Here is a 21,542-nt window from a genome sequence, read left to right as displayed (position 1 = left end):
CAAAAAAGGTGCTGTATGTTAACAACAGAAGAACAAAGAATTATTGCTCATCTGCGAAAAGATAGTCGTGCATCATTAGTCGCGATGAGTGAAGAAACTAATATCCCTCAATCAACTATTTATGATAAACTTCATGATTTAGAACAATCAGTTATCAAGAAGCATACCTGTTTGTTGAATTATAAACAACTTGGTTATGCGATTGAGGTTAAAATGGCGCTAAAAATAGGTGAGGTAACTGATCAAAATGGGAAACGATCAAAAGAGGATATGATTCAATTTTTGAAACAACATAAGCAGATTAACAGTGCATTTCATATCAATAGCACGTTTGATTTTTTTATTGAATGTATATTTCGAGATTACAGTGAAATGTTCAGTTTTATCAATGAATTAAAAGAGAAATTTAACATTGAGAAACAAGAATTGTATCATGTTCTTCATGAAATTAAACATGAAGAATTTTTAACAACGATATAAGAGGACGAGAAAATAAATTATTTGCAAAATAGCGAGAGCTATCTTGAGTATAGTATGAAAACAGGTGAGAATAATGGAATCACATCCAACAACAGAAGAAAAACTTGAGAAAAAATTGAATATTGGATGCCATGCAGAGTACGATAAACCACGTCTTATTTTAGTTCATACTCCTGGAATAGAATTTTCTCTTGGAACAGAAATGCCTTCTGGCGCTTTATTTGAAGGACCAGCTAATTTGTATGAAGCTATAAAAGAACATAAAAATTTTCAATCACAATTACGGGCTGCAGGATCACAAGTGCTTACTGTAAGTGAAGTATTGTTGCAGGGGACTGTTGATGCTGAACATAATACAGTTGAAGGACCAGCATTAGAGCAACTACAGAGATTGGCATTTGATCCTTTACAATATACCTATGAGGGGATTAATTTAGATGATAGAATTCGATCAGAACAAAAACGTCAAAGAGTTATTGCAATAAAGCATCCTGAAGAACTTGTTAATATCATTTTTCGCCAGCCACAGTTTAAAATAAAGTATAGTTTTGAAGGTAATACTGCATTTGAAACTAAATATGGTATAACGCCAATGTACAATCTTATGTTTGTGCGAGATCATATGATCACGACTGACAAAGGTGTTGTTCTTGGAACCATGAATTCAAGCCAAAGAAGGTCTGAAATTGTTGTTATTCGAGCAGTTCTTGAAAAGTTAGGCCTTCCTCTGCTTTATGATCTTTCTGATTCAGGAAATCAAGCTGCAAAATTAGAAGGCGGTGACTTTATTCCTTGTGGAAAAAATAAAAGTGGACAAAGCTATGCACTTCTTGGACAAGGAAGAAGAACAACACCAGCTGCAATAGACGAATTAGTTGTCAAAAATGGTCATATTATTTTTGGTTATGATCTTGTTTGTGTCGTTAAAGATTCATTACAAGTTCAGGAGGAAATGCATCTTGATACCTATTTCTCCCTTGTTGCTCCACACAAAGCAATAGTGCTTGAAGATAGGGTTGTCCAAGTAAATGGAAGCAGCCAAAAAATCCCACAGGTTGATGTGTATGGGCGTCAACAAGATGGACATTATAAACTTCTTGAGCGTGATGTTCCTTTTAATTCATTTTTAGGACAAATGGGATTTTCGGATGGAGATCTTCTCAAATTACCTGAAGCTATGCAACGAAATTATGGTTTAAATCCTCTTACCATAGACGAAAACATGATTATTGGTGTTGATATTAGTCATAAAGCTGGTTTAGCAAAACGACTAGCCAGTAGAGGATATGATTTTGCAAAATTAGGTGAAGAATATCGTAATAGATTGTCAGATTTTGGCATTATTAATGTCGAACAATCGTTAGTGCCTTTTACGCATCTTAACCAAGCATACGGTGGACCGCATTGTATAACACAGGTATTTTTACGTGGTGAGTAATATGACATCTCAAAGATATGTTTTACAGGAATGTCGAAAGAAAATATTGGATGGTATTGTAAATGGGCTTGTTGCAACGAGTGATGATCAAGAAAAAGCTGAGAGAATGCAGCAGTTTGATACCTTATTACTTTACCAACGAAGACCTGCATTTGGCGATTTTTCATTGCCCGTTAATACCTTGTCTGAGCAGTATGGTGGTTTAGAACCTCGACATATTGCAGAAATGATACGAGATTCAATCGTGTTACCCTTGCATATCAAAAAAGAAGTAAAAGGTGGGTTCTTAAATTTCTTTGTCGACAGAGAATATCTTGCTGAAAAAGCACTTGGTGAAGTATTTCAATTACGTGACCAATATGGAACTGCTCGAGATGGTAAACAAGAAACAGTTATTGTAGAATATTCATCTCCAAACTACGGAAAAGAGCTTCATATTGGTCATATTCGTTCAACCGTTGTAGGTGACGTTGTCTCACGTGTTCTGAAAGCAAATGGGTATACTATAATCAGAATAAACTATCCTGGAGATACCGGCGGACATATGGATAAAGTTCTCGTCGGTTTGCAAGAATGGTATGGCGGAAAACTTCCAGATGATCCGCGAGAAGCAATAAAGCTTATGGGCAATGCTTATGTTGCATTTGAACAGGCAGCAGGAGATACTACTAATCAAGATGATGGAGAGAAGAAAGAGCAAAGAGCTGCACTGCTCAAAAAAACAGCAGCAACGCATAAAAAAATAGAAGATAATGATCCTAAGACTTGTTCACTTTGGGAACGTGTTTGTAAACTCAGCAGGGAAGCCCATGCAATCACCTATGAAAAATTAGATATTGCATTTGATATTACACAGGCAGCATCGTCAGTATCAACCAAAGGAAAAGAACTTGTTACTGCTGCTTTAGAACAAGGTGTTGCTTTAGAATATAATGGTGCAGTTTCAATAGTTCTCAACAAAGATCACTATTTAAAGATTAGAAGTAGTGATGGTAATGCGGTTTATGCAACGCTCGATTTAGGAGCAGCAGTGTCACGAGCTGAAGAATTTAATTTTGATAGAATGATTTATGTCGTTGGATTCGAACAAAGTGCTTATTTCGATAAGCTCTTCAGAGCCTTGGAGCTTCTTGGTTATAAACAAGCAAAACAATGCAAGCATCTTGCAACAGGACACCTTGTTTTAGAAGAAGGAAAAATGTCATCACGTCAAGGAAATGTCGTACTTCTTGAAGATGTTTTAACCATGGCAGTTGAACAAGCAAAGAACGTGATGAGAGAGAAAAATATTCGAGAGAAGGATGTTCAAGGAGCAGAAGACAACATTGAAGAAATTGCACAAGCAATTGGTATAGGTGCATTAAAATATTTTGTTCTAGCAAAAGATCCTTCTTCTTCAATCACCTATAATGAACAACAAGCATTTAATCTTAAAGGGAAATCTGCACCATTTGCACAATATGCCTATGCAAGTGCGAATTCTATCCTGCAAAAAGTAGATTATTCAAAACTTGTAACCGCATATGTTAAGCTCTCACGCCAAATTGTAGAGGATTCAGGGCAAACGCCAACCATGAACTTTACAACCGAGGTAGAAAGTGATCTCATAAAAAAAATCGCTGACTTTCCTGTTGTTATTCAGGAAGTTGGAACGTCATTGAAATTACAGTCCTTAACAGAATATGTTCATGAACTTGCAACAGCATTTAATCGTTTTTATCAGGAAACTGATGCGATAGTTAGAGAACAGGATATTCTCTTAAAATATTCACGTGTTGAATTAGTACGTGGATTTCAACAAACCATGAAGAATGCGCTTGGGATTTTAGGTATTAAAGTTATAGAAAAGATGTGAACGAGAAGATGTGAAGATGATTGAAACGGTTAAAACAAGTTTGGAGCAGAAAATTGCTGAAGGATATGTAGTGTATGTTGCAACCATTAATGAAAATAGAGATATAATACCTGCTGCAGTTTTTGGATATCCTGTTGAGTTTATAGATATTGCACAGCAAGAACAAAAACCTTTCTGCCAATTGCTTAGTAATCTTGATGGAAAAGCACACGGCGATACTGCTTTAGCATCAGATGGTTGGGTTATGCTGGATTGTGGTTTATTGCCAAGCGCTTATATTGGGTTAGGAAAACAGGTTGACGATTGCGATGAAGAAACTAAACAACAATTAGGAGTTGCTTCAGATTATGAAGGAATTGTTCCTTTTTCAGAATATTGTATTATTCCACGTATTGTGCCAGGAAGCTGGATAAGCCATACTTTAGCAGCGATAAAGCTAGGAAGTAAACTTGGCTTTCTTACCAAAGTAATTGGTTTGAAGTTATTTAATGTTGGACATTACTTAGGTGTTGCACAATATACGAATCGTGCTTTAAGGACACATACATTGTTAGGTGACCTCACCTTAAAAACAGCAGTTACTAACATGCATGATTTTCCAGACATGACTTTTATCTATGAACAATGGGTTTTTCAAGGGCAATTAGGACGGTTACAGCTTACTCATGATAGTAACGCAGAACAACAATATGATTTTTTACTGGATCCATTTGATGAACAACAGAAAAAACAACTTCAACAACGACTTGAGCAAGGAGCTGTTTATCATATTGTAGCTCCAGGACATATTTACATACCTGAAAGACCAGATAAACCTTATATTCCTATGGTCAAAAAATGAGGAGAGTATTTTATCATTCTTTATATAAAGATCGGCAGTGTAGAAAATGTAGTTTTTGGCATCTTTTCGTGAAGCTCATATTATTCATCATTGAGGATTTTTCGAAGTTCCAGAGAGAAAAATCCAATCAATAAAAACATTAACAGCTGAACTGATGCCAAAACCGAGGCTATGCCGAGATTTTCTACACTGCCATAAAGATCGAAACATTAATATATGTGTTAACACATACAACGGGTAAAGGTGAAACTATGGCAAATATGACTTTATCTATACCTAATGGACTCCATAAAGAATGGACTCCATAAAGAGTTGCGGATTCATTCAGAGATTAAATGGAGCGATATTGCTCGCCAAGCATTTGAAAGAAAGATTAGGGAATTGCATTGGATGGATACAACGTTAAAAAACAGTGTGCTTACAGAAAAAGATGCTGATATTATTGGGCATAAAATAAAAGCGGAAATGAGAAAAAGGTTTTCCTGATGAAGATTATTGTTGATACTAATATTATCATTTCTGCATTAATAAGGGAGTCAATCACGAGGCAAATAATCACTCATAATACCTCTCAGTCTATTGAATTTTTAACAATAAATTTTTCGAATGAAGAAATTCAAAAATATAAACAATATATATTAGATAAAGCAAAAATCAATGAAGATGAATTTGAATTAATTCTTGGATTAATAAAACAGCGGCTAACCATTATTCAAGACTCAATTCTAAGATTAAAAATAAAAGAAGCAAGAAAAATTATGGATCATATTGATCCCAAAGATACTATTTTTATTGCTGGGGCATTAGCAATAGATGGTGAAATCTGGTCAAATGATGAGCATTTTAAAAAGCAGCAGAAAATAAAAGTCTGGACAACAAAAGAAATAGTGGAATTATTAAATGCTTCATAACAATGTACGTAATAAGTCTTCTTTAGGTTTTAGCGCCGGTTCAGCTTTTGATGTGGTTATTGATTGGATTTTTCTCTCTGGAACCTCGAAAAATCCCCAAAGTGAATTTAAGAAGAGCTTCACAAAAGTAGGCGCTAAAACATCAGACTTATTACGTACAAACAGTGCAAAACTTTATATATTTCCTCTTTCTGTAAATAAGTGGAGAGTTGTGTGATTTATTAGTAAAGACATTATTAGATTTGTTGGGAATCTAAGCAGCAGTGCCAGTAATGAGTGTGGGGAATCAGGTAAAATTAAAAGAGGTGTTTGGCAGTAAGCCATTTACAGAGGTTGATATAGCTAAAGTGCTCGAAACTACTTCTTCTCATGCGCACTATATCAGATTTAAGCTTATTTCTAATCAAGAAATTATTAGGATAGCTCGTGGTAGGTATAAGTTTTATGACACAAGACAAATACAACAAGCACGAGTAAAATCTGATCCTTTCCTCGAAATGTTATTACCTCATCTGCAGCAGGTAGGAAAGCAGTTTAAGTTTACCGGAGCTTCTTTGCTTCAGCAGTATGTTCCCAGTGTTTTCCCTTCAATTGCCCTCTATCTGCTCTATGTGGAAAAAGGCTCTAGCCAAGCATTTCAGGCTTCTTTAGAAGCTTTGCATACTAAATACACTATTCTTATTGACCCGGCTAAAAAAGATATAGAATTGCTTATGGCTAAAGCTGGACAAAAAGATTTTATTATTATTAGGGAGAAAAATTATTTTTATTCAGCTGCTGATAACAAAGCATCGCTTGAATCAGCTTTTGTAGACTTCTATTTTGAATTATCTCGGCAAAGATTGCCCTATGATGATATTTTAACGCAGTTATATCTGCAGCTTCATACGTTAGGGTTGATCAATATTTCAACATTGCAGCGTTATGCAAAAGAACGCGCATTGAAAGAAGAACTTCTTGGATTTCATCAGCGTCATGAAAAAACAATTCAAGTGCTTATGGGGGGAAAAAAATGACCAAAATAGGCAGGGTAGCTATAACACCTAAACGAGGACAAGTGACCGTATTTATTATTATTGGATTAGCATTGCTCTTGATTATTGGAATGGTTATTTTCTTTAGCACGAGTAAAAAACCTGAAACAAAAGTCTCTGTTGATCTGCAGCCAGTAAAAACCTTTGTTGATAAATGCCTTGAACAAGTTTCTACTCCAGCAGTGCTGTTGTTGGCAGCACAAGGAGGATATGTATATCTGCCCGAAGATGCTGTTCTTGTTGGCGACATAAAAGTTGGTTATGGCTATAACAAAGGAAAAAAGCAGCTGTTGGATATTGAAAGCATGGAAGCGCAGCTGAATAAATATATCAGTGAACAATTAATTGTTTGTATTAATGATTTCAAAGCTCTGCCCGGCAAAACAATAGAAGCAGGATCTTTAAACGTAAAGACAAGTATTGCAAAAAACAATGTTGATGTCACTGTCAAGTATCCTGTCACGGTTGTTCTAAGCCAAGGAGGTGGTCAGGAAGATAAAACACAAGAGAAACTAAAAGAAACGATTGATACTTTTTCAACAACCGTTAATCTTAGATTAGGATATGTTAACGAACTCGCGCATAAAGTTATTGATAAGCAAATTGCAGATAAAGAGTATCTTGATTTAACCTATTTACAATCATTTGATGTTCCTATCAAAATTATTACCGTTGATAAAGAAACCCTGTTGTTTTCATTTGAAGATAACGATTTGATTTTCCAAACTGCTGCAAAATTCCCAGTTAATAGTGCTCCTGTTCTTGACCTTGATGCACTGTACACCTTAAAAGATGAACAGTTGTTTACGTTGGATATTCCTTATCAATCAGATGATCCGCTGGTGTTCAGCGATGACAGTGTTTTCTTTACTATTGAACATGATGGAACAAACAAAGGAAACGCCAGGATTAGTTTTATTCCACATATTACTGGTGAATTTCCAGTCACGATTAAAGCTGTTGACAGCATTGGTCAAACTGCTGAGCAAGAGATTATACTTAAGGTGGTTAAGTAGTGAGTTTGCTAAGCTTGAAGTGGAAAAAGAGAATTAGTTTGCTTGAGATTTACTTAATGATCACGCTGGTGATAGCTTCAAGTATTTTGGCTGCTGATCCTCCAAAAATAGATTTTAATAATCCAGATAGCTACAATAATCTTCAAACGTGGAATCAATTAAAAGGCAATTATGGGAGCGTACCGTGGGAATCTATCAATTACAATACTGTTCCATGGGATCAAATCATTAATGATCCAAGTGTTCCCTGGGAAAAAGTAAAACAAGAGCTGGTTCCGAATACTATCGTCAGCAAAATTCCTGTTGATAACGTTGATGTACTACGATTAACTGATACACAAAAACAATATCTCAGTGAAAAGCAATTATGGTATAATGAAGGAGAAAATCTTGAAAAAGTTGGAGACATAACCAAACTGAACCAAGCTACAGTTAATGCTGTATTAAATAAATTAATTCCTGGTGCGTCAAAAGCTACTTTTGTATTGCAAGGAGGAGTTCATTATTCTCGTCAAGATGGATTATATTTCAAAGATTATAAAGCTCCCTGTCCTTCATTGAGGCAAGATATTGAATTTAAATGCCAACTACGCTTGAGAGGTATAGCTGCTGACGTAGCTGCTGGTTTTAAAGGTGTAATTTCAGCAGTTGAAAAACAGCTCCCTGATGGAAGTATTGCAAAGGGTTTTGTCATCTGCGACAACGACTGCAAAAAAGTTTCCGGTGTTGCGCAAAGCGTTGATCTTGTTAAAAAAGCTGACGGAACTTTGGGAGTAGAAATCACGTTAACTGGTGGAAAGAAGATAAGTCTCGTGCAGGGAGGAACAGATATTTATGTTGATAACATTGGAAACTCAGTATTAATCTCGCCTGACGCTACAAAAGCCATCATTAATGGTGTTGAAGTTACCATTCATCAGGGTGAAAAAACAAAAGTTATTGTTAAAAAAGATCGTCTTGAACTGCAGAGCGGCGCAGCATTCAAAACTGGCGATGAACAGGGTGTTTTACAAGGTAATGTTGTTGGATCTGTACAATTCTATTTTAAGTCAGGGACAAAAGAAATAACCAGAATTGAAGGTAAACAAGCAGAGATGGTATATACGCCAGCATCACCTGAATTTAGTTCACAAAAGATATCAGGGACATTTGACGCGATTATCGCTAATACTAAAGCCAGCCAAGTTGTATTGCAGGGAAAAGAAAGTTATTTTGAGCTTGGGAATGAACAACGCAATGATAAAATATATGGCATTGAAGGAGAAGCAAGAACTGTTTTTATTCAAGGCAAAACCCTGCAAGCTAAAGGCTTGGATTTAGCAGATTACATGCACATTAGAGGAGCTTACGAGTTTAGGCGTGAAGAAGCTGGAAAGGAATTTGAACAGTTGGGATTGATGTCAGCGATTGATATTCAAGAAGAATATGAAGTTACCTGCAATATCAATGATAAATCATCTTGTATTCAAGCAGCAGTGCAGAAAAAATATCGTGTAAGCTGTGCTACTAAAGATACTTGTTTATTTGCATTGGATGCTCGTCTTGAGCTTCTTAAGAAAACCTATAATAGTATTCCTAAAAATGCTGTGTTTGTAACTCAAGATGGCAAAGAAATTTCATCGCTTGGTCAAGGCTCCATTGATGCAGGAAAAGTACTTGAAGGTACATTAATAACACAAACATTTGATCCAAAAGATAAAGGAACTATGTTATTTTATGATGCTGGCTTAAAAGATACCCAGCCAACTATTATTGTTGATCATAATGATAACAATGTTAAGAATCTTCTCGAAACTACAACACAGCAAATTGACAAGAAAACTGGCGAAGTATTTACTATGAACTTCTTGTTTGATAAAACTGATGGTATTGTTGCAACCAAAGTAAGTCATCAACAGCTCCGTAATTTAAATAAAAATTACGACGAATATATATTCGAGGGCGGCTTGAAAATAATTCCTGTTTCACACAAGCCGGAAGAAAGCATTGTTAGTGTTGTCAATGATTTTAGCCACGCATTTATTAGTTTAACGACATCAAGCTTTGATAAAGCTGCAAATAGCTTTGTATCTGACGCTGTGCTGGTGCAGGGAGAGGATGGCATTAATGAAAAAGTAAAACAATATGTACAATTCCGAGCTAAAATCCTTGAAACTGCACGATTAACAACACAGTTTACTGGTGAACAATACAAACCAGAAGATTTAGCTAGATTGCAATTCACGTATGATTCGTTGCATGCTCTCAATGATCAATTTAAAGGATACCTTCTTGGAAAAATACCAGACGACAAACGGTTGGCTGTTGAAAAATTGATAGCAGGAAATGAAAAAGTTATTGAAGGGAAATATGATGATGCTTTGAATGTTTATCAACAAATTAATGATCCCGCCTTGAATAAGATGGTTCAGTCAAAGATTGCAGATGTCTTGTTTGAAAAAGGTTCTTACCAGGAAGCATCAGATCTTATCGCCAGTTTGATTCAGCAATATTATCCTGATGGTCGAGGAGCAGATACTACTATGGAAGTTCTTCTCTATAAAAAAGCAATGGCTTTAGCTAAACAGGGAAAAAATACTGAAGCGCAGCAGCTTATTATTGCAGTTACTCAATCAGATGATGAAGAATTAGCTGGACAAGCATTGGTTGAATTAGCTAAAACACAGTTTAATCAAGGTAAAACAGATCAAGCGCTTGCAGCGATGAAGTCTGCATATAAAAAATTGGATGCAGTCAACAAAGATTATGCAACATCATTAATTCCCCAGATGGTGCAGTTAGCTGCAAGCGGCATAGATTTAGAGTATCAAACGGGTGAAACCGCTGAAGAATATATTGCTCGTGTTAAAGCACAAGTTGATGATGTGGCAAGCAAGCTATCACAAGAAGGCGTTTCACCAATTGAACTAAATAAAATAACTTCAACGCTGCTTAGTCAAGGCAGTCAAAACATTGTCAATGGTGACATTCGAGAAACAATTGTGCAGGCAGCATTGGAAGAAAATCAGGATTTAACTTCATTGGCTGTTGCTAGCCAACATTACGCTTCGCTTGGTGATGAAGCAAATGCGCAAAAATACAATGAACTTTATTTGACACAACTGAATGAATTAACCAGAAAAGAAGAATTTGCAACTGATTACAGCAAACAGCGAAGCCAGGCAGAAATACTTGAAGCGCAGCTTGTAGTTGCACCTGAAGATAAAGTAGCAGCCCTTGAGCGCGCATTATTTAATGATCCTAAAAATATCAATATTTTAAGCGAATTAGCTGATATTTACCAACAACAGAAAGATTTGAGCAGTAAATATAAGGCAAGAGAATATCTTATAAAAGCAGAAACAGAGACTAAAAAACAATTAGTTGAGTTAGGATTAACTCCAGAACAGATTAAAGAACTTGTAGATGCTGATAATCAAAAAGTAGATCAAATAATTGCATTAGTTGAAGGACTTGGCGTAGAAATTGCAGGAGTATCACTGCCTTCAAAACAAGATCTTGAAAAACAAGGATTAATTGATCTTAAATCAAGATATGGCATAGATTGTGGAGACTTGACCATACAAGGATGCAAAGAAAAAATAAAAGTAGTTATAGCAAGTATTAAAGGATTAGATGCTCAGGCAAAAGTTCTCGGTACAACAAAAAAACAATTAGATCAGTATCTTGGTCAGGTTAGTCAACAAAAGAAACAACAGGAATTAGCAAAGCAATACAATGAAGCAGTCAAAACTCTCCAAGATGCAGTTCCTCCATCTGAAGATTCTCCTGAAGACTACAAACAATGGTATAATGAACAGCTACAGCGGTTAGCAATAGGGTATAGCAAAGGTGGCTTCCAAGGAGATAAAATTGCTTTGCAAATTGCAGCTGCTCACGGTATTTATTATTCAGGAGTTCAGGATATTTTTGGCGGCAAACAGGGAATGGCGCAGCGATTAGCAGAATTTGGTGATAAAGATTCCTTGAATCTGGCAGCTAAAGTTTACTTTGATGCAGATGCAAAAATACAGCAAGAGCTTGATAAAAATAGTGCATTTTCAAATGCTTTGAAAGATCAAATTATTAATCCTGGAGTTGAATCTTACAATCAAGTAACGTTTTCACAATATCAAGATTTAAAATCATCAAATCAACGTTTAGGTGAATTGCTCCAAGGAGAAAAATCAGAGCTTTATATTGAACGTGAACAGGAAATTGAATACCTTATTACTAAATTAGCTGCTCAATTTGGGGACATGGGAAAACAATCATTATTTGAAACTGTTTCAGCAAAGCCAGAAATCCTCAATGCAATCCAACGAACAAAAGTGCCTACTGATCAGACATATATTCTTATTGAGCAATTAAAACAGCAATCGCTCGGCTTAGAGGCAGGAAAATTTGGTGATGTTGTTGAACTCCGCGATCGCATTGATGCATTTAAGGATACGTTTAAGGCAATGTTAGTTGACAAAAATTATAAAACACCTGAAGAAAAAATTGCAGCATTTAAAGAATTGGTTGGTATCTATTCTAAAGCAGGTGAATATGTTGTTCTAGATGGCGTTGAGGTGCCTGTTGAAGCAGCAGGGGCTATAGATTTGCTTAAATCAGAGTTAGTCAAAAAGATGACTCTTGAAGATCTGCAGGAACTTGATGCAGCAATTTATCAAAGTGATTATATTGACACACTTGTTGCTGGTATTAACCAGAAAAAAATGGAGTATACTAAGCAAAAAGAAACAGCAGATTATTTATCACAGCAATCATATAATGAAATTAATCAATATTCTGCTGATGAAAAAGCGTTATTGGATGTCTTGGAATTTAGAAAAACAGTTGCAGCTTCAGTTTTAACACAAACAAAACTTGAGCTTGAAACGCAATTAAAAGCAGGAGAAATTACTTCTCAAGAATATCAGCAGCGTATTCAACAATTAAACAACCAGGCAGATAAACACCGAGATGCAGTAGATTCTCTTGTGGTTGATAAGATTAGTTTTGCTGCTTCATTTGATCCGAACACAGCATTGAAGCTTACGACTGAATCTTTGAACTATTTAAGCAGTCAAGGCAAAGAAAAAGTCTTACGTGTTATTCTTCAGCAAGAAGACAAAGTTACCGCACAATACCAAGATATATTAGATGATCTTGCTTTGGAAAAAGCTGGCCTTCACGTGCGTGATTTAAACACACTTCTTCAAGCTATTGGTATGGATCCAGAGCTTAAAAAACAATTATCTGCAGATCAATTGCAGCAACTTACAGAAGCAAAAACTAACCTTGAAAATAAGGTGCGGAGTGCTGTACGTGACCGTCTTATAGAATTATCTCAGATTGAAGCTGTTGCAGGAAGTTCTCAAGCTGCATGTTTAACCAGAGCTAGTTCCTGCACTGAAGAAGATCTTCAAAAAATTTATGATCAAAAACAGAAACTAGAACTTGATTCTCAAGGTGCTAAATATCAGGCAGAAATTGCTTTAGAAGCAGCAGAAGCTCATTTAGAACAATTAGAAGAACATGATGCTCCAGATAATGAAATTGATCAGCAGGAAAAACTGATTGAAGCATTAGAAAAAAAAGTGGAGCATCCTTATTTAGCGCTTATTGAAGAGAAAAAAGCAGCATTGGAAAAAATATACGCGCGGCTTGATAAAGAGATTTTGCAATCATTATCAGATGAACATGCGCATGACATGTTATTTGTGCCTGGTGATGCGGAAGACGAGTTAATTGAAGCGCATAAATCATTAAGCCATGACTTGGCTGTTACGGCATTAACCTTTGCAGAACAACAAAAAGCATTGGATCCTGTTTCTGGCTGGACTAAAGATCCTGAACAAGCTTTGCTCTCAGCGCAAAAAATAGCCATTCAAACTATCAATAAAAAACTAACTGATGAAGTTGAACGTGATATACTGCAGTTTGATAAAGATGGATTTTGGGCAGTACGTGAAGATGAAATTGATATAGAGAAAAATGTTCTTGGTGGATCACAAGCTAAATTCAAAGGTGCAGTGAGTCAAATAGGAATGTATCTTGCTTCATCAGCTGCAAAACCAGATCAATTAGTTGAAGCGTATTATGAAGGTGCTATTGCTGCAGCAAACAATGATCTTAAACTCAAAAAGATGTTTGCTTTAGATTATTTAACAAAAAAGATGAAAGTGGGGGGTATTTTTGGACATGATGGTGGAGCGATTTCAGCATTAAAAGCATTATCAACACCAATAGCAGATCAAAATGCTGGTCACAACAAAGATATTAATGATATTAATCGTATTGCTGCAGAAATCAATGATCTTGAACAAGGATATGGTCAGATAAAAAAGATTAAAGCAGAGTCTGGATTGAACTATGATGAAATTGCTGGATTAAGAACTGAACAAGATATTGCTTCTGCTTATGCATTTAAGGGCAAGTCAATAACTCAAGATGAAGCTGTTTTTGTTTTAAAGCAAATTGCACAGGCTCGTGACATCAATGGTCAGAATTTGTTTAAACCAGATACGGTAAAAACAGATTACGTAACAGATTATCAGGGCAGTTTCAAACCAGTTGAAATCTCAGTGTTTGGCAATCCCATTAATGTTGATGCATTTTTTACTCCACAAGGAGTAATTGAAATGGAAGCAACTTCTCGTGTAATTGGCTTTGTTACCAGCACCGGTGCTAAAACATTAGTAGCAATCTCCCAAAAAACAGCAGCAGCAAGTGCTACTGCGGGAAATGTAGTTACAAAAACAGGATTGAATATAGTATCTAAAACTGCGGCATTGCCTTTAAAAGCTGTTCATGCAATCACTGAAGGGTCATTGAGATTTTTTAATCCATTTACGTACACACAAATATTAGAAGGTGCAGTAGAAAAAGTAGTTGGAGAAAGTACTGCAGCAAATATTTTCAAATTTTATGTTGCTGAAATTGGCGGCGAAGAAATTCTGATGCCTTCTTTGGTAAAACAATCAGGAAGATTAGCTGGCACATCACATCTTGATGATGGCTTGGATACTTTAGAAAGTGTTTTGGGTGCAAAACATACAAGCTTAGGCGTATCAAACACTAAATTAACTGTTTCAGGTGAAAGATATGCATCAGTAGATAACTCATTAACGGATGTTCTTAGTTCAAAAAACATTCAGTCAAAATCAGATGCCAAGCCAGGAGAGCCATCTTATGAAATCCTTGCATCGAACAAATTTGGCGAGCCATTGGCAATACAGATTTACAATGTCAGAGGAGAACCAGATCAAATATTAGCAGTAAAAGGAAGTTCTTTTGATACAGCAAAAATCAAAGAAGGTTTGGTTGAAGTTACTGACACTAAACTAGAGTTCAATACAAAGAATAGCATTAATGTTGGAGGCATTGAAATAAAATCATCATCTGATGTTGGAAAGCAGTCAATAGCATTATTAACATCTGCTGATATTAATAAATACAGAGAAAAATATGAAGCAGTTAACGCTGAATCAGGAATAAAATTACACGAGGTAACTGCAACAACAGCAGATGGAGGAACTGTAAAAGGATATTTCTATAATAACGATCCTGCACAAGGATTAATTATTCAAACCACTGCTGAACAAGTTAGAAAACTACCAACTATAACTTCCTTAACTGTTACTTCAGGAGCTGAAACAGGGACTGTTGCTTTAGATAGTAAAGTTACAACAACTAAAGAAAGTTTAAAACAAGCATTGCTGGCTGCAGCTTCTCAAGATTCATTGCTGGAGAATTCCTTGAAATCAAAAAAAGCGCCTGCTGATTTTGGTGATTTAATCAAAGCTAAATTCTGGAAGTACCAAACGCCTGAAGAACAAGGCGCTGAAGTGATGATTGAAGAGATTTTATCAAAGTCAAAAGGTTCAGCGCGAGAATTGTTAGTTGCATTGCGTGATGAGTATGGCATACTAACTGTTGACTTAGAATCTAAAGTTTCGCATCCTGTATTAGATTCTATGATTGAACAAGCAAAGAAAAATCTTCCTGTTGAGAACAAAGCATTAGATGCCCAACTTAAATCTGTTCAGGATATTAAACAAGATCCAAGCAAATTATCTTCAGCTCATTATGCTCTAAGAAAAACCATTGCTGACATGCAAAAAGCGCAAGGACTTTCTCAAGAAAAAACATTATTAGTTATGGAACAAGTATTGAACCAGCAGATAGAAAGTATTAATGAATTGCTTGTTTCAGAACCTGAAAAACCTGGACCACAACCAACAGTTCCTGCACCATCACCAGTAACTCCATCAACAACACCTCCTACAATACTGCCACCTCCGATTCAGCCAGTTCCACCTACTCAACCAGTAATCCCAGCAGCAGTTGTTGCGCCAGCAACTAAACCTGAAGTACAACCGTCAGTAACTGCTCCAGTTATTGATCCTCTTGTGCAACAACATATTACTACCTTACAAACAACTGATAATATATTTAGTTTAAATAGTGCTATGGATGCATTAGTTGCATTAACTGATCGTCAAGGTATTGAACAAGCAGTTGAGCCATTGTTTGCTGCATTAGGTCATAGTTCTCCAGTTATGCGTCAGCGAGCTGCTAAAACTGTTGGTGAATTAGTGCAAAAAGGTGTTATTGCTCCAGAAACTGCATTGGCAAAACTTGAACCATTGCGCAAGGATCCAGCTCAACAAGTACGAATAACTGCAGTTAATACTATCAGTAACGTTGAAGCAATCAAAGCGCAGCGTGAATCCTCAGTTGTTGTTGGAGTTGAAAAAGAAGAGCCGCTTGTTGCGTTACAAACAACAGGAACTTCTGGAGTTGCACAAGATCTTGCTAAAGAAGCTCAAAAATCAGGATTAGAAAAAGTAATACCAATAACAAGCGGCATAGTAACAACCGAAGCTCCTGTTGTTGCTGAAGAAAAACCAGTTGAAGGAGAAGTTCCTGAAATTCCTAGTACCGAAGTAGTGCAGGAAGCAGGTCCACCGACAACATTTAGTGGTAGAATTACTCTTGCTGTTCTTACAGCTTCAGCAGCAATTGGGAGTGCTTTAGGATTGAAAACTGAAGGAGCATTGGAGATTGCTGTTCAGACAGGTTCAACTTTTGGATTGAGTGGAAGAAATTGGTTAATACTCGGTCTTAGTTTTGTAACAGCAGGTCTTATAGCATTAGGAATTCTTATATTCAAATATGGTAGTATTGGTGATGGTATTGAAACTCTGCGTACAAAGCTTATAATCAGTCGATATAATCAAAATAGTGACCGGTTTATCAGAAACAGGGTTTTATTAAGGGATTTGAATAGGAAAGGAATAACTCATATCAATAATATCGACATAGATCATTTAACAGACCCTACAGAAACTGCTGAGAGTAAAGTTGCTTATGAATTAAGTATATTGAATTTATTCACTCTCGATGACATTACTGAACAGGTTTATGATGCATTAAGATTAAAACATTCAGATGATAATATAAATGCTCGTATACATGAGATATTATATGATAACAATCCAACAACAAGAGCTGTTGCAGCACAAGAATTATCAACACCAAGAATTACTCGAGGACTGCAACTTGATGAAAATGGATATGAAGCAGAACGATATGCTGTTCTTGGACCATTGTTAGGAGCTGCATTGTTAGACCCTGATGAGAACGTAAGAGAGGTAGCACGAAATTCATTAGCACGATTAAGAGTATTGCCTGGATTTAGAACTGTAATCCAAAGGTTGTTACCCACAGAATTCCCAAAAAAAGACATTTATACCATAAAAATACGTATTTCTGCATTAATATCTGCATTGTATCAAGCAGATGGTATTGAAGAAAGAATATTCTGGTTGCAAAGTAATTTACAAAATTTAAAAACTAACGCTGATGTTGAACTCGTGAGTGCATCTATTTATGCATTGACTGCATTAGCTGATAAACTTACCGATGGACAAGTAGAGGAAATAATTAACAGTCTCAGGATAATTTTAATGTCTCGAAAATTAGTTGGAATAAGATATTATGCAGCATTATTCATAAATAGATTTAGTTTTACGCAAACAACAGAAGGAAATCCACTGCGACATCTATCACCTGAAAAAGCTGCTGAATTTATTCCACTTCTTGAAGCTTTAGAAACAGATATGGAATCATTGACGCCAAAAGAAGAATATGAAGTACCAAGAAGCAATGTAATAGGAATTAGACAAAGATTAGAACAATTGCAAACACTAACTCCAACATCTACACTTCCTCCAGTTGCGCGTGCACTTGCTTACTTGACAAGCAGCATTACTCATGAACCAACCGGATTATATAGTTTACAACGACTAGCTGCTAAGAAACAAGAAGGTTTAGAGAGTACTGTTGATATTATTATTGCTCAAATGCCATTGATAGTAGATGATGACTCAAATGTTTTGATTGATACATTACAAACCTATGTTGATAACGGTATTATTACTAGTGAAGCATTGGCAGCAAAATTACAAGAACCTTTTGATGCTCTATCAGCAGGAACTAAAAAGACAGCATTCGAAGAATTTATTGTAACATTAAAAGAAACAAGAGTTGTACCAGTTTCTGTAGCTCCTTCAGAAACACCAGGATTATTAGAAAAACCAGAGATTCCAGTTGCCGCTCCAGAAGCTGTTGAAATTTCAGATTCTTTCGGAGCTTTTTTATTTACTCCTATACCTACCACACCATTGCCTCTAGATACAGAAGAAGTAATTGTTGATGATGAAGCAACTCGAAAAGCAAGAATAGCTGATGTTAATAAAGGATTACGTAGTCGTGGAGTTCCTCGTCCTGAAGAATTACCTAGTGCAGCAGCTCCTATTTTAGCTGAAGCAGAAGTAGTTGCAGCTGCAGTTCCTGTTGATCAAACAGCTGGTTTAACTGAACAAGAATTAGCTGGCATAGAAGAGCTTCCCCCGGGAGAATTTACTGAAGTAGAACCAAAACTTCCATCACTCCGTCCAGGTCCTGGAAATATTGATGAATATATTTATCGTATTACTAAATTAGATGCTGAACTCAAAGCAAAAGATAACCCCTCTGATGTTGTAGAAACAGTTTATGATGAAGGCTTAAATGCAATTGAAACATTAGCTGAAGCATCTCGTATCGCTGGAGCAGAAAAAGCAATAAAACCATTATTGGGAATTGCAGCAAATACAAAGCTTACAGGTATAGATGCAGCAACACGAAGAAAAGCGATTCAAACATTGCATGCATTACGTAGATTAGTCTGGCCTGCAGGAAGTGTTGAAGTATTAGAAGGATTAACTGATCCTGATGTTGGAGCTGAAGTCAAAGCTGTGCTGGATGATATTAAAAAAGCACAAATAGAAGTTGTAACTCCACCAACACCTACACCACCTCTTGCAGCGCCACCTGCTAAAGCTCCTGAACTTACTACAGCTGATACTTTTGCAGCATTGCTCACTGATCTTAAGAGCGATAGTGATATAGTTGCTATTAATGCAATTAATCAGCTTGCTTCTAATCCTGATTCAAGAGCAATACAACCATTATTAGATCTAACATATAGTCGAACTGCATCTCTTGAAGTTAAAAAAGCAGCTGTTGCAGTATTAGGTTCATTTGAAAAGTTACCATGGCCACAAGGAACATTAGCGCGATTAGCAGCTCTTGTACGTAACAATGAACTAGCACAGGGTGCAAAAGATAGTTTAGGATTATTAGGCCAAGAAAAAGTAGAATTAGCTGTAGAAGAATTAATTAAAATAATGGATACCAAAATTCGTCAAGATATCATAGCTGTTGCTATCATAGCTGTTGCTGAGGTTATAGAACAATTATATTCATTTGAAGAAACTGATGCTGCAAAGGATAAATTAACTGAAATAGTATTAGATCCTCAACAATATCCACGAGTTAAATTAGCGGCGTACAAAGCATTATTAAAAATATCACGTGAAAATGGTGTATTTGAAATAGAAATTGAAGCTTATAACATTGGAACAAAATTACTTCAACAAGAATCTGCTGGAACATTGCCTGCTTTAGAAACACCTGTACGTCCAGAAGTAGATATTCCGCCTTATGAATTAGAACGACCTAAACCATTCGAAAAACTCAATCGAGTTGTTGCAGATTTATTGAGAGAATTAACTAAAAATCATCAATCAACGGCAGCAGCAGACGGAAGTACAACATATCCTGCAGAAAACTTCCCGCAATTAGATGGTTACAAAGTTCCTACAACACCACAATCAATTACTGGCACGATTGTTCCATTACTTAGCAGCATTCAATCAGCAAAAGATAAAGCTCAATTAAGATTATTAGTTTATCCACTTATTGCAAGCATTGCACGAGATCAAAGAGCTGATCAAAAACAAGCAAAAATTAATCTTTTAAACGGCATTATTGCAGTTGATTCATCATTAAAAGGATTTATTTCTGCAGCTGCAAAAGATTTAGGAGTTACTTTAGGTGTAGGTCAGCAAACAGGATTATATGTTGATATTCTGAACTTGCAGCAAGCTGATGGAACATTAACACTAAAAGTGCAGCAGGCTGTTGCTATTTTAAGTCCAGCAGTAAAAGATTCCTTTGCAATAGAAACAGCAGTGACGCAATTAGCAAACGAAGGAATCGGAGAAAAAATTAAAGAAACTGTTGTCACTGAAACAGGCAGGCCATTGCAGCCAGATATTGAAACGGTAAGACCTGTGCTTGAAATACTGGGTGTAACAACTATTGATCAAGCTGTTTCAAAATTAAAATCTGCCTTAATCGCTTCGCGTTCAAGTGAAGAATTATCAGCTGCTCTTAGAGGCATTGTGAAATTAAAAGACTTGCCTGAAACAGATGCATTAAACAGTGAGCTTGAAAGAATAATTAAAGATGAAAATAATCTTTATCATCCACTAATACGATTGCAGGCTTACGAAACATTAGAACAAACTGCACAACATGGAGGTGAATTACTTCCAATTCAACCTAAAATTAGTCTGCTTGCTGATAGATTAAAAGCTCGTGAATCGCAACTTCCGCCCGTTCCACATCCGCTTGTTGAAGATATTTTGTTAGGCATACAAGCATATATACAATCTAATCAACCGCCTGAATTAGCTGTCAAGCCAAATGATGTGCCGGCTATTCGAAAAATGGCTGATGAATTGCAACCTGTAGTAGCTGCTGGTAAAAAAGAAGACTTAAAATTATTAGTAACTCCATTATTAATTGCTTATGCAAGCAATGAAAAACATACCGCCTATATTAGTATTCTCAATGCATTAATCTTAGCAGATCCATCATTACAAAGTTATATTCAACAAAAAGCTCGAGAATTAAGATTAACATTAACTTTAGTTACAGTACAAACACCTTCGTTGCCGCCGGTAACTTCAACAATTCCTCCAACTCCACCACCTACTGTTCCTCCATCAGCACCAGCTCAATCCACTACACCATCAGCGCCTGCTCCAGCACCTCCATCTGCTCCTGCTAAACAAACAGGTCAACCTTCTCAAGCTTCTGCTACACTACGTACGCTTCCAACTGATGCAAAAGCAGAAGATCGTGATACTTACGAAATATCAATATCTACAGGAAATGAAGTAGAAGCAATAGAAGCGCTGTATAAACTTGCAGCAGTTAAAAATAGATATGATATTGGATTCTTGCTCAGTCGAGTATCCGTTGGAAATATTCCAGCTGCTGTTAAAGTTGAAATTATAAAAGTGTTAGGAGATCATTACAATGATTATGAATGGCCAGTAGATAGGATGAGGCATTTGTGGGGACAGAGGAATGTTCCTGAACTTAAAGATGCTGCGATTGAATCATTCGCTAAGTTAAGTACTACTGATTTAAAAGAATTGAGCGAATACGCTTGGTTTATGTTAAGAGGAACAGAAAAGATTCAGTTTCAAATAGAATCAATAAGTATTTTAAAAGACACAGCACTTTTGTTAAGTGCAAGAAATGAAAATATAGTCGGATTGAAAACTAAATTAAGAGCTATAATTGAAGAGCGTTTTCAT

10 protein-coding genes (1 of these 10 running past the window's edge) are annotated in these 21,542 nt (G+C 36.2%); all 10 read left to right on the top strand.

Annotation, left to right across the window (positions count from 1 at the left end):
- The first annotated feature begins 15 nt into the window (after positions 1 to 15).
- Entirely contained in the window at positions 16 to 480 is a 465-nt protein-coding gene (locus HYY69_02890) for an Lrp/AsnC family transcriptional regulator (GenBank protein ID MBI3032397.1), read from the top strand.
- 73 nt (positions 481 to 553) lie between these two features.
- Positions 554 to 1,918, top strand: coding sequence for a hypothetical protein (locus tag HYY69_02885; protein MBI3032396.1), 1,365 nt, complete (start codon positions 554 to 556; stop codon positions 1,916 to 1,918).
- A gap of 1 nt (position 1,919) precedes the next feature.
- Positions 1,920 to 3,773: an arginine--tRNA ligase gene (gene argS, locus HYY69_02880; protein MBI3032395.1), complete on the top strand. Its 1,854-nt coding sequence runs from the start codon at positions 1,920 to 1,922 to the stop codon at positions 3,771 to 3,773.
- Between the two features lie 16 nt (positions 3,774 to 3,789).
- Positions 3,790 to 4,614, top strand: a complete 825-nt coding sequence (locus HYY69_02875; protein MBI3032394.1) for a hypothetical protein — start codon at positions 3,790 to 3,792, stop codon at positions 4,612 to 4,614.
- 279 nt (positions 4,615 to 4,893) lie between these two features.
- Positions 4,894 to 5,100: a hypothetical protein gene (locus HYY69_02870; protein MBI3032393.1), complete on the top strand. Its 207-nt coding sequence runs from the start codon at positions 4,894 to 4,896 to the stop codon at positions 5,098 to 5,100.
- On the top strand, positions 5,100 to 5,525 hold the full coding sequence (locus tag HYY69_02865; GenBank protein ID MBI3032392.1) for a hypothetical protein: 426 nt from the start codon (positions 5,100 to 5,102) through the stop codon (positions 5,523 to 5,525). Before HYY69_02870 ends, HYY69_02865 begins: the two co-directional genes overlap by 1 nt.
- Positions 5,515 to 5,742 carry a hypothetical protein gene (locus HYY69_02860; GenBank protein ID MBI3032391.1) on the top strand — a complete coding sequence of 76 codons (228 nt, stop codon included), beginning with the start codon at positions 5,515 to 5,517 and terminating at the stop codon, positions 5,740 to 5,742. Before HYY69_02865 ends, HYY69_02860 begins: the two co-directional genes overlap by 11 nt.
- A gap of 55 nt (positions 5,743 to 5,797) precedes the next feature.
- Positions 5,798 to 6,541 (top strand): hypothetical protein, encoded by a 744-nt coding sequence (locus tag HYY69_02855; protein ID MBI3032390.1) that lies wholly within the window; start codon positions 5,798 to 5,800, stop codon positions 6,539 to 6,541.
- Positions 6,538 to 7,575 (top strand): hypothetical protein, encoded by a 1,038-nt coding sequence (locus HYY69_02850; protein ID MBI3032389.1) that lies wholly within the window; start codon positions 6,538 to 6,540, stop codon positions 7,573 to 7,575. Before HYY69_02855 ends, HYY69_02850 begins: the two co-directional genes overlap by 4 nt.
- Positions 7,575 to 21,542, top strand: the 5' portion of a protein-coding gene (locus HYY69_02845) for a HEAT repeat domain-containing protein (GenBank protein ID MBI3032388.1). It continues 8,493 nt past the right edge of the window; the window shows 13,968 of its 22,461 coding nt (coding positions 1-13,968); its start codon is at positions 7,575 to 7,577; its stop codon lies off the right edge, out of view. Before HYY69_02850 ends, HYY69_02845 begins: the two co-directional genes overlap by 1 nt.

This window comes from Candidatus Woesearchaeota archaeon (assembly GCA_016192995.1).
Taxonomy (GTDB): Archaea; Nanobdellota; Nanobdellia; order Woesearchaeales; family DSVV01; genus JACPTB01.
Note: the sequence above shows the minus strand (reverse complement) of the source record. Positions and strands in the feature narration are given on the sequence as shown.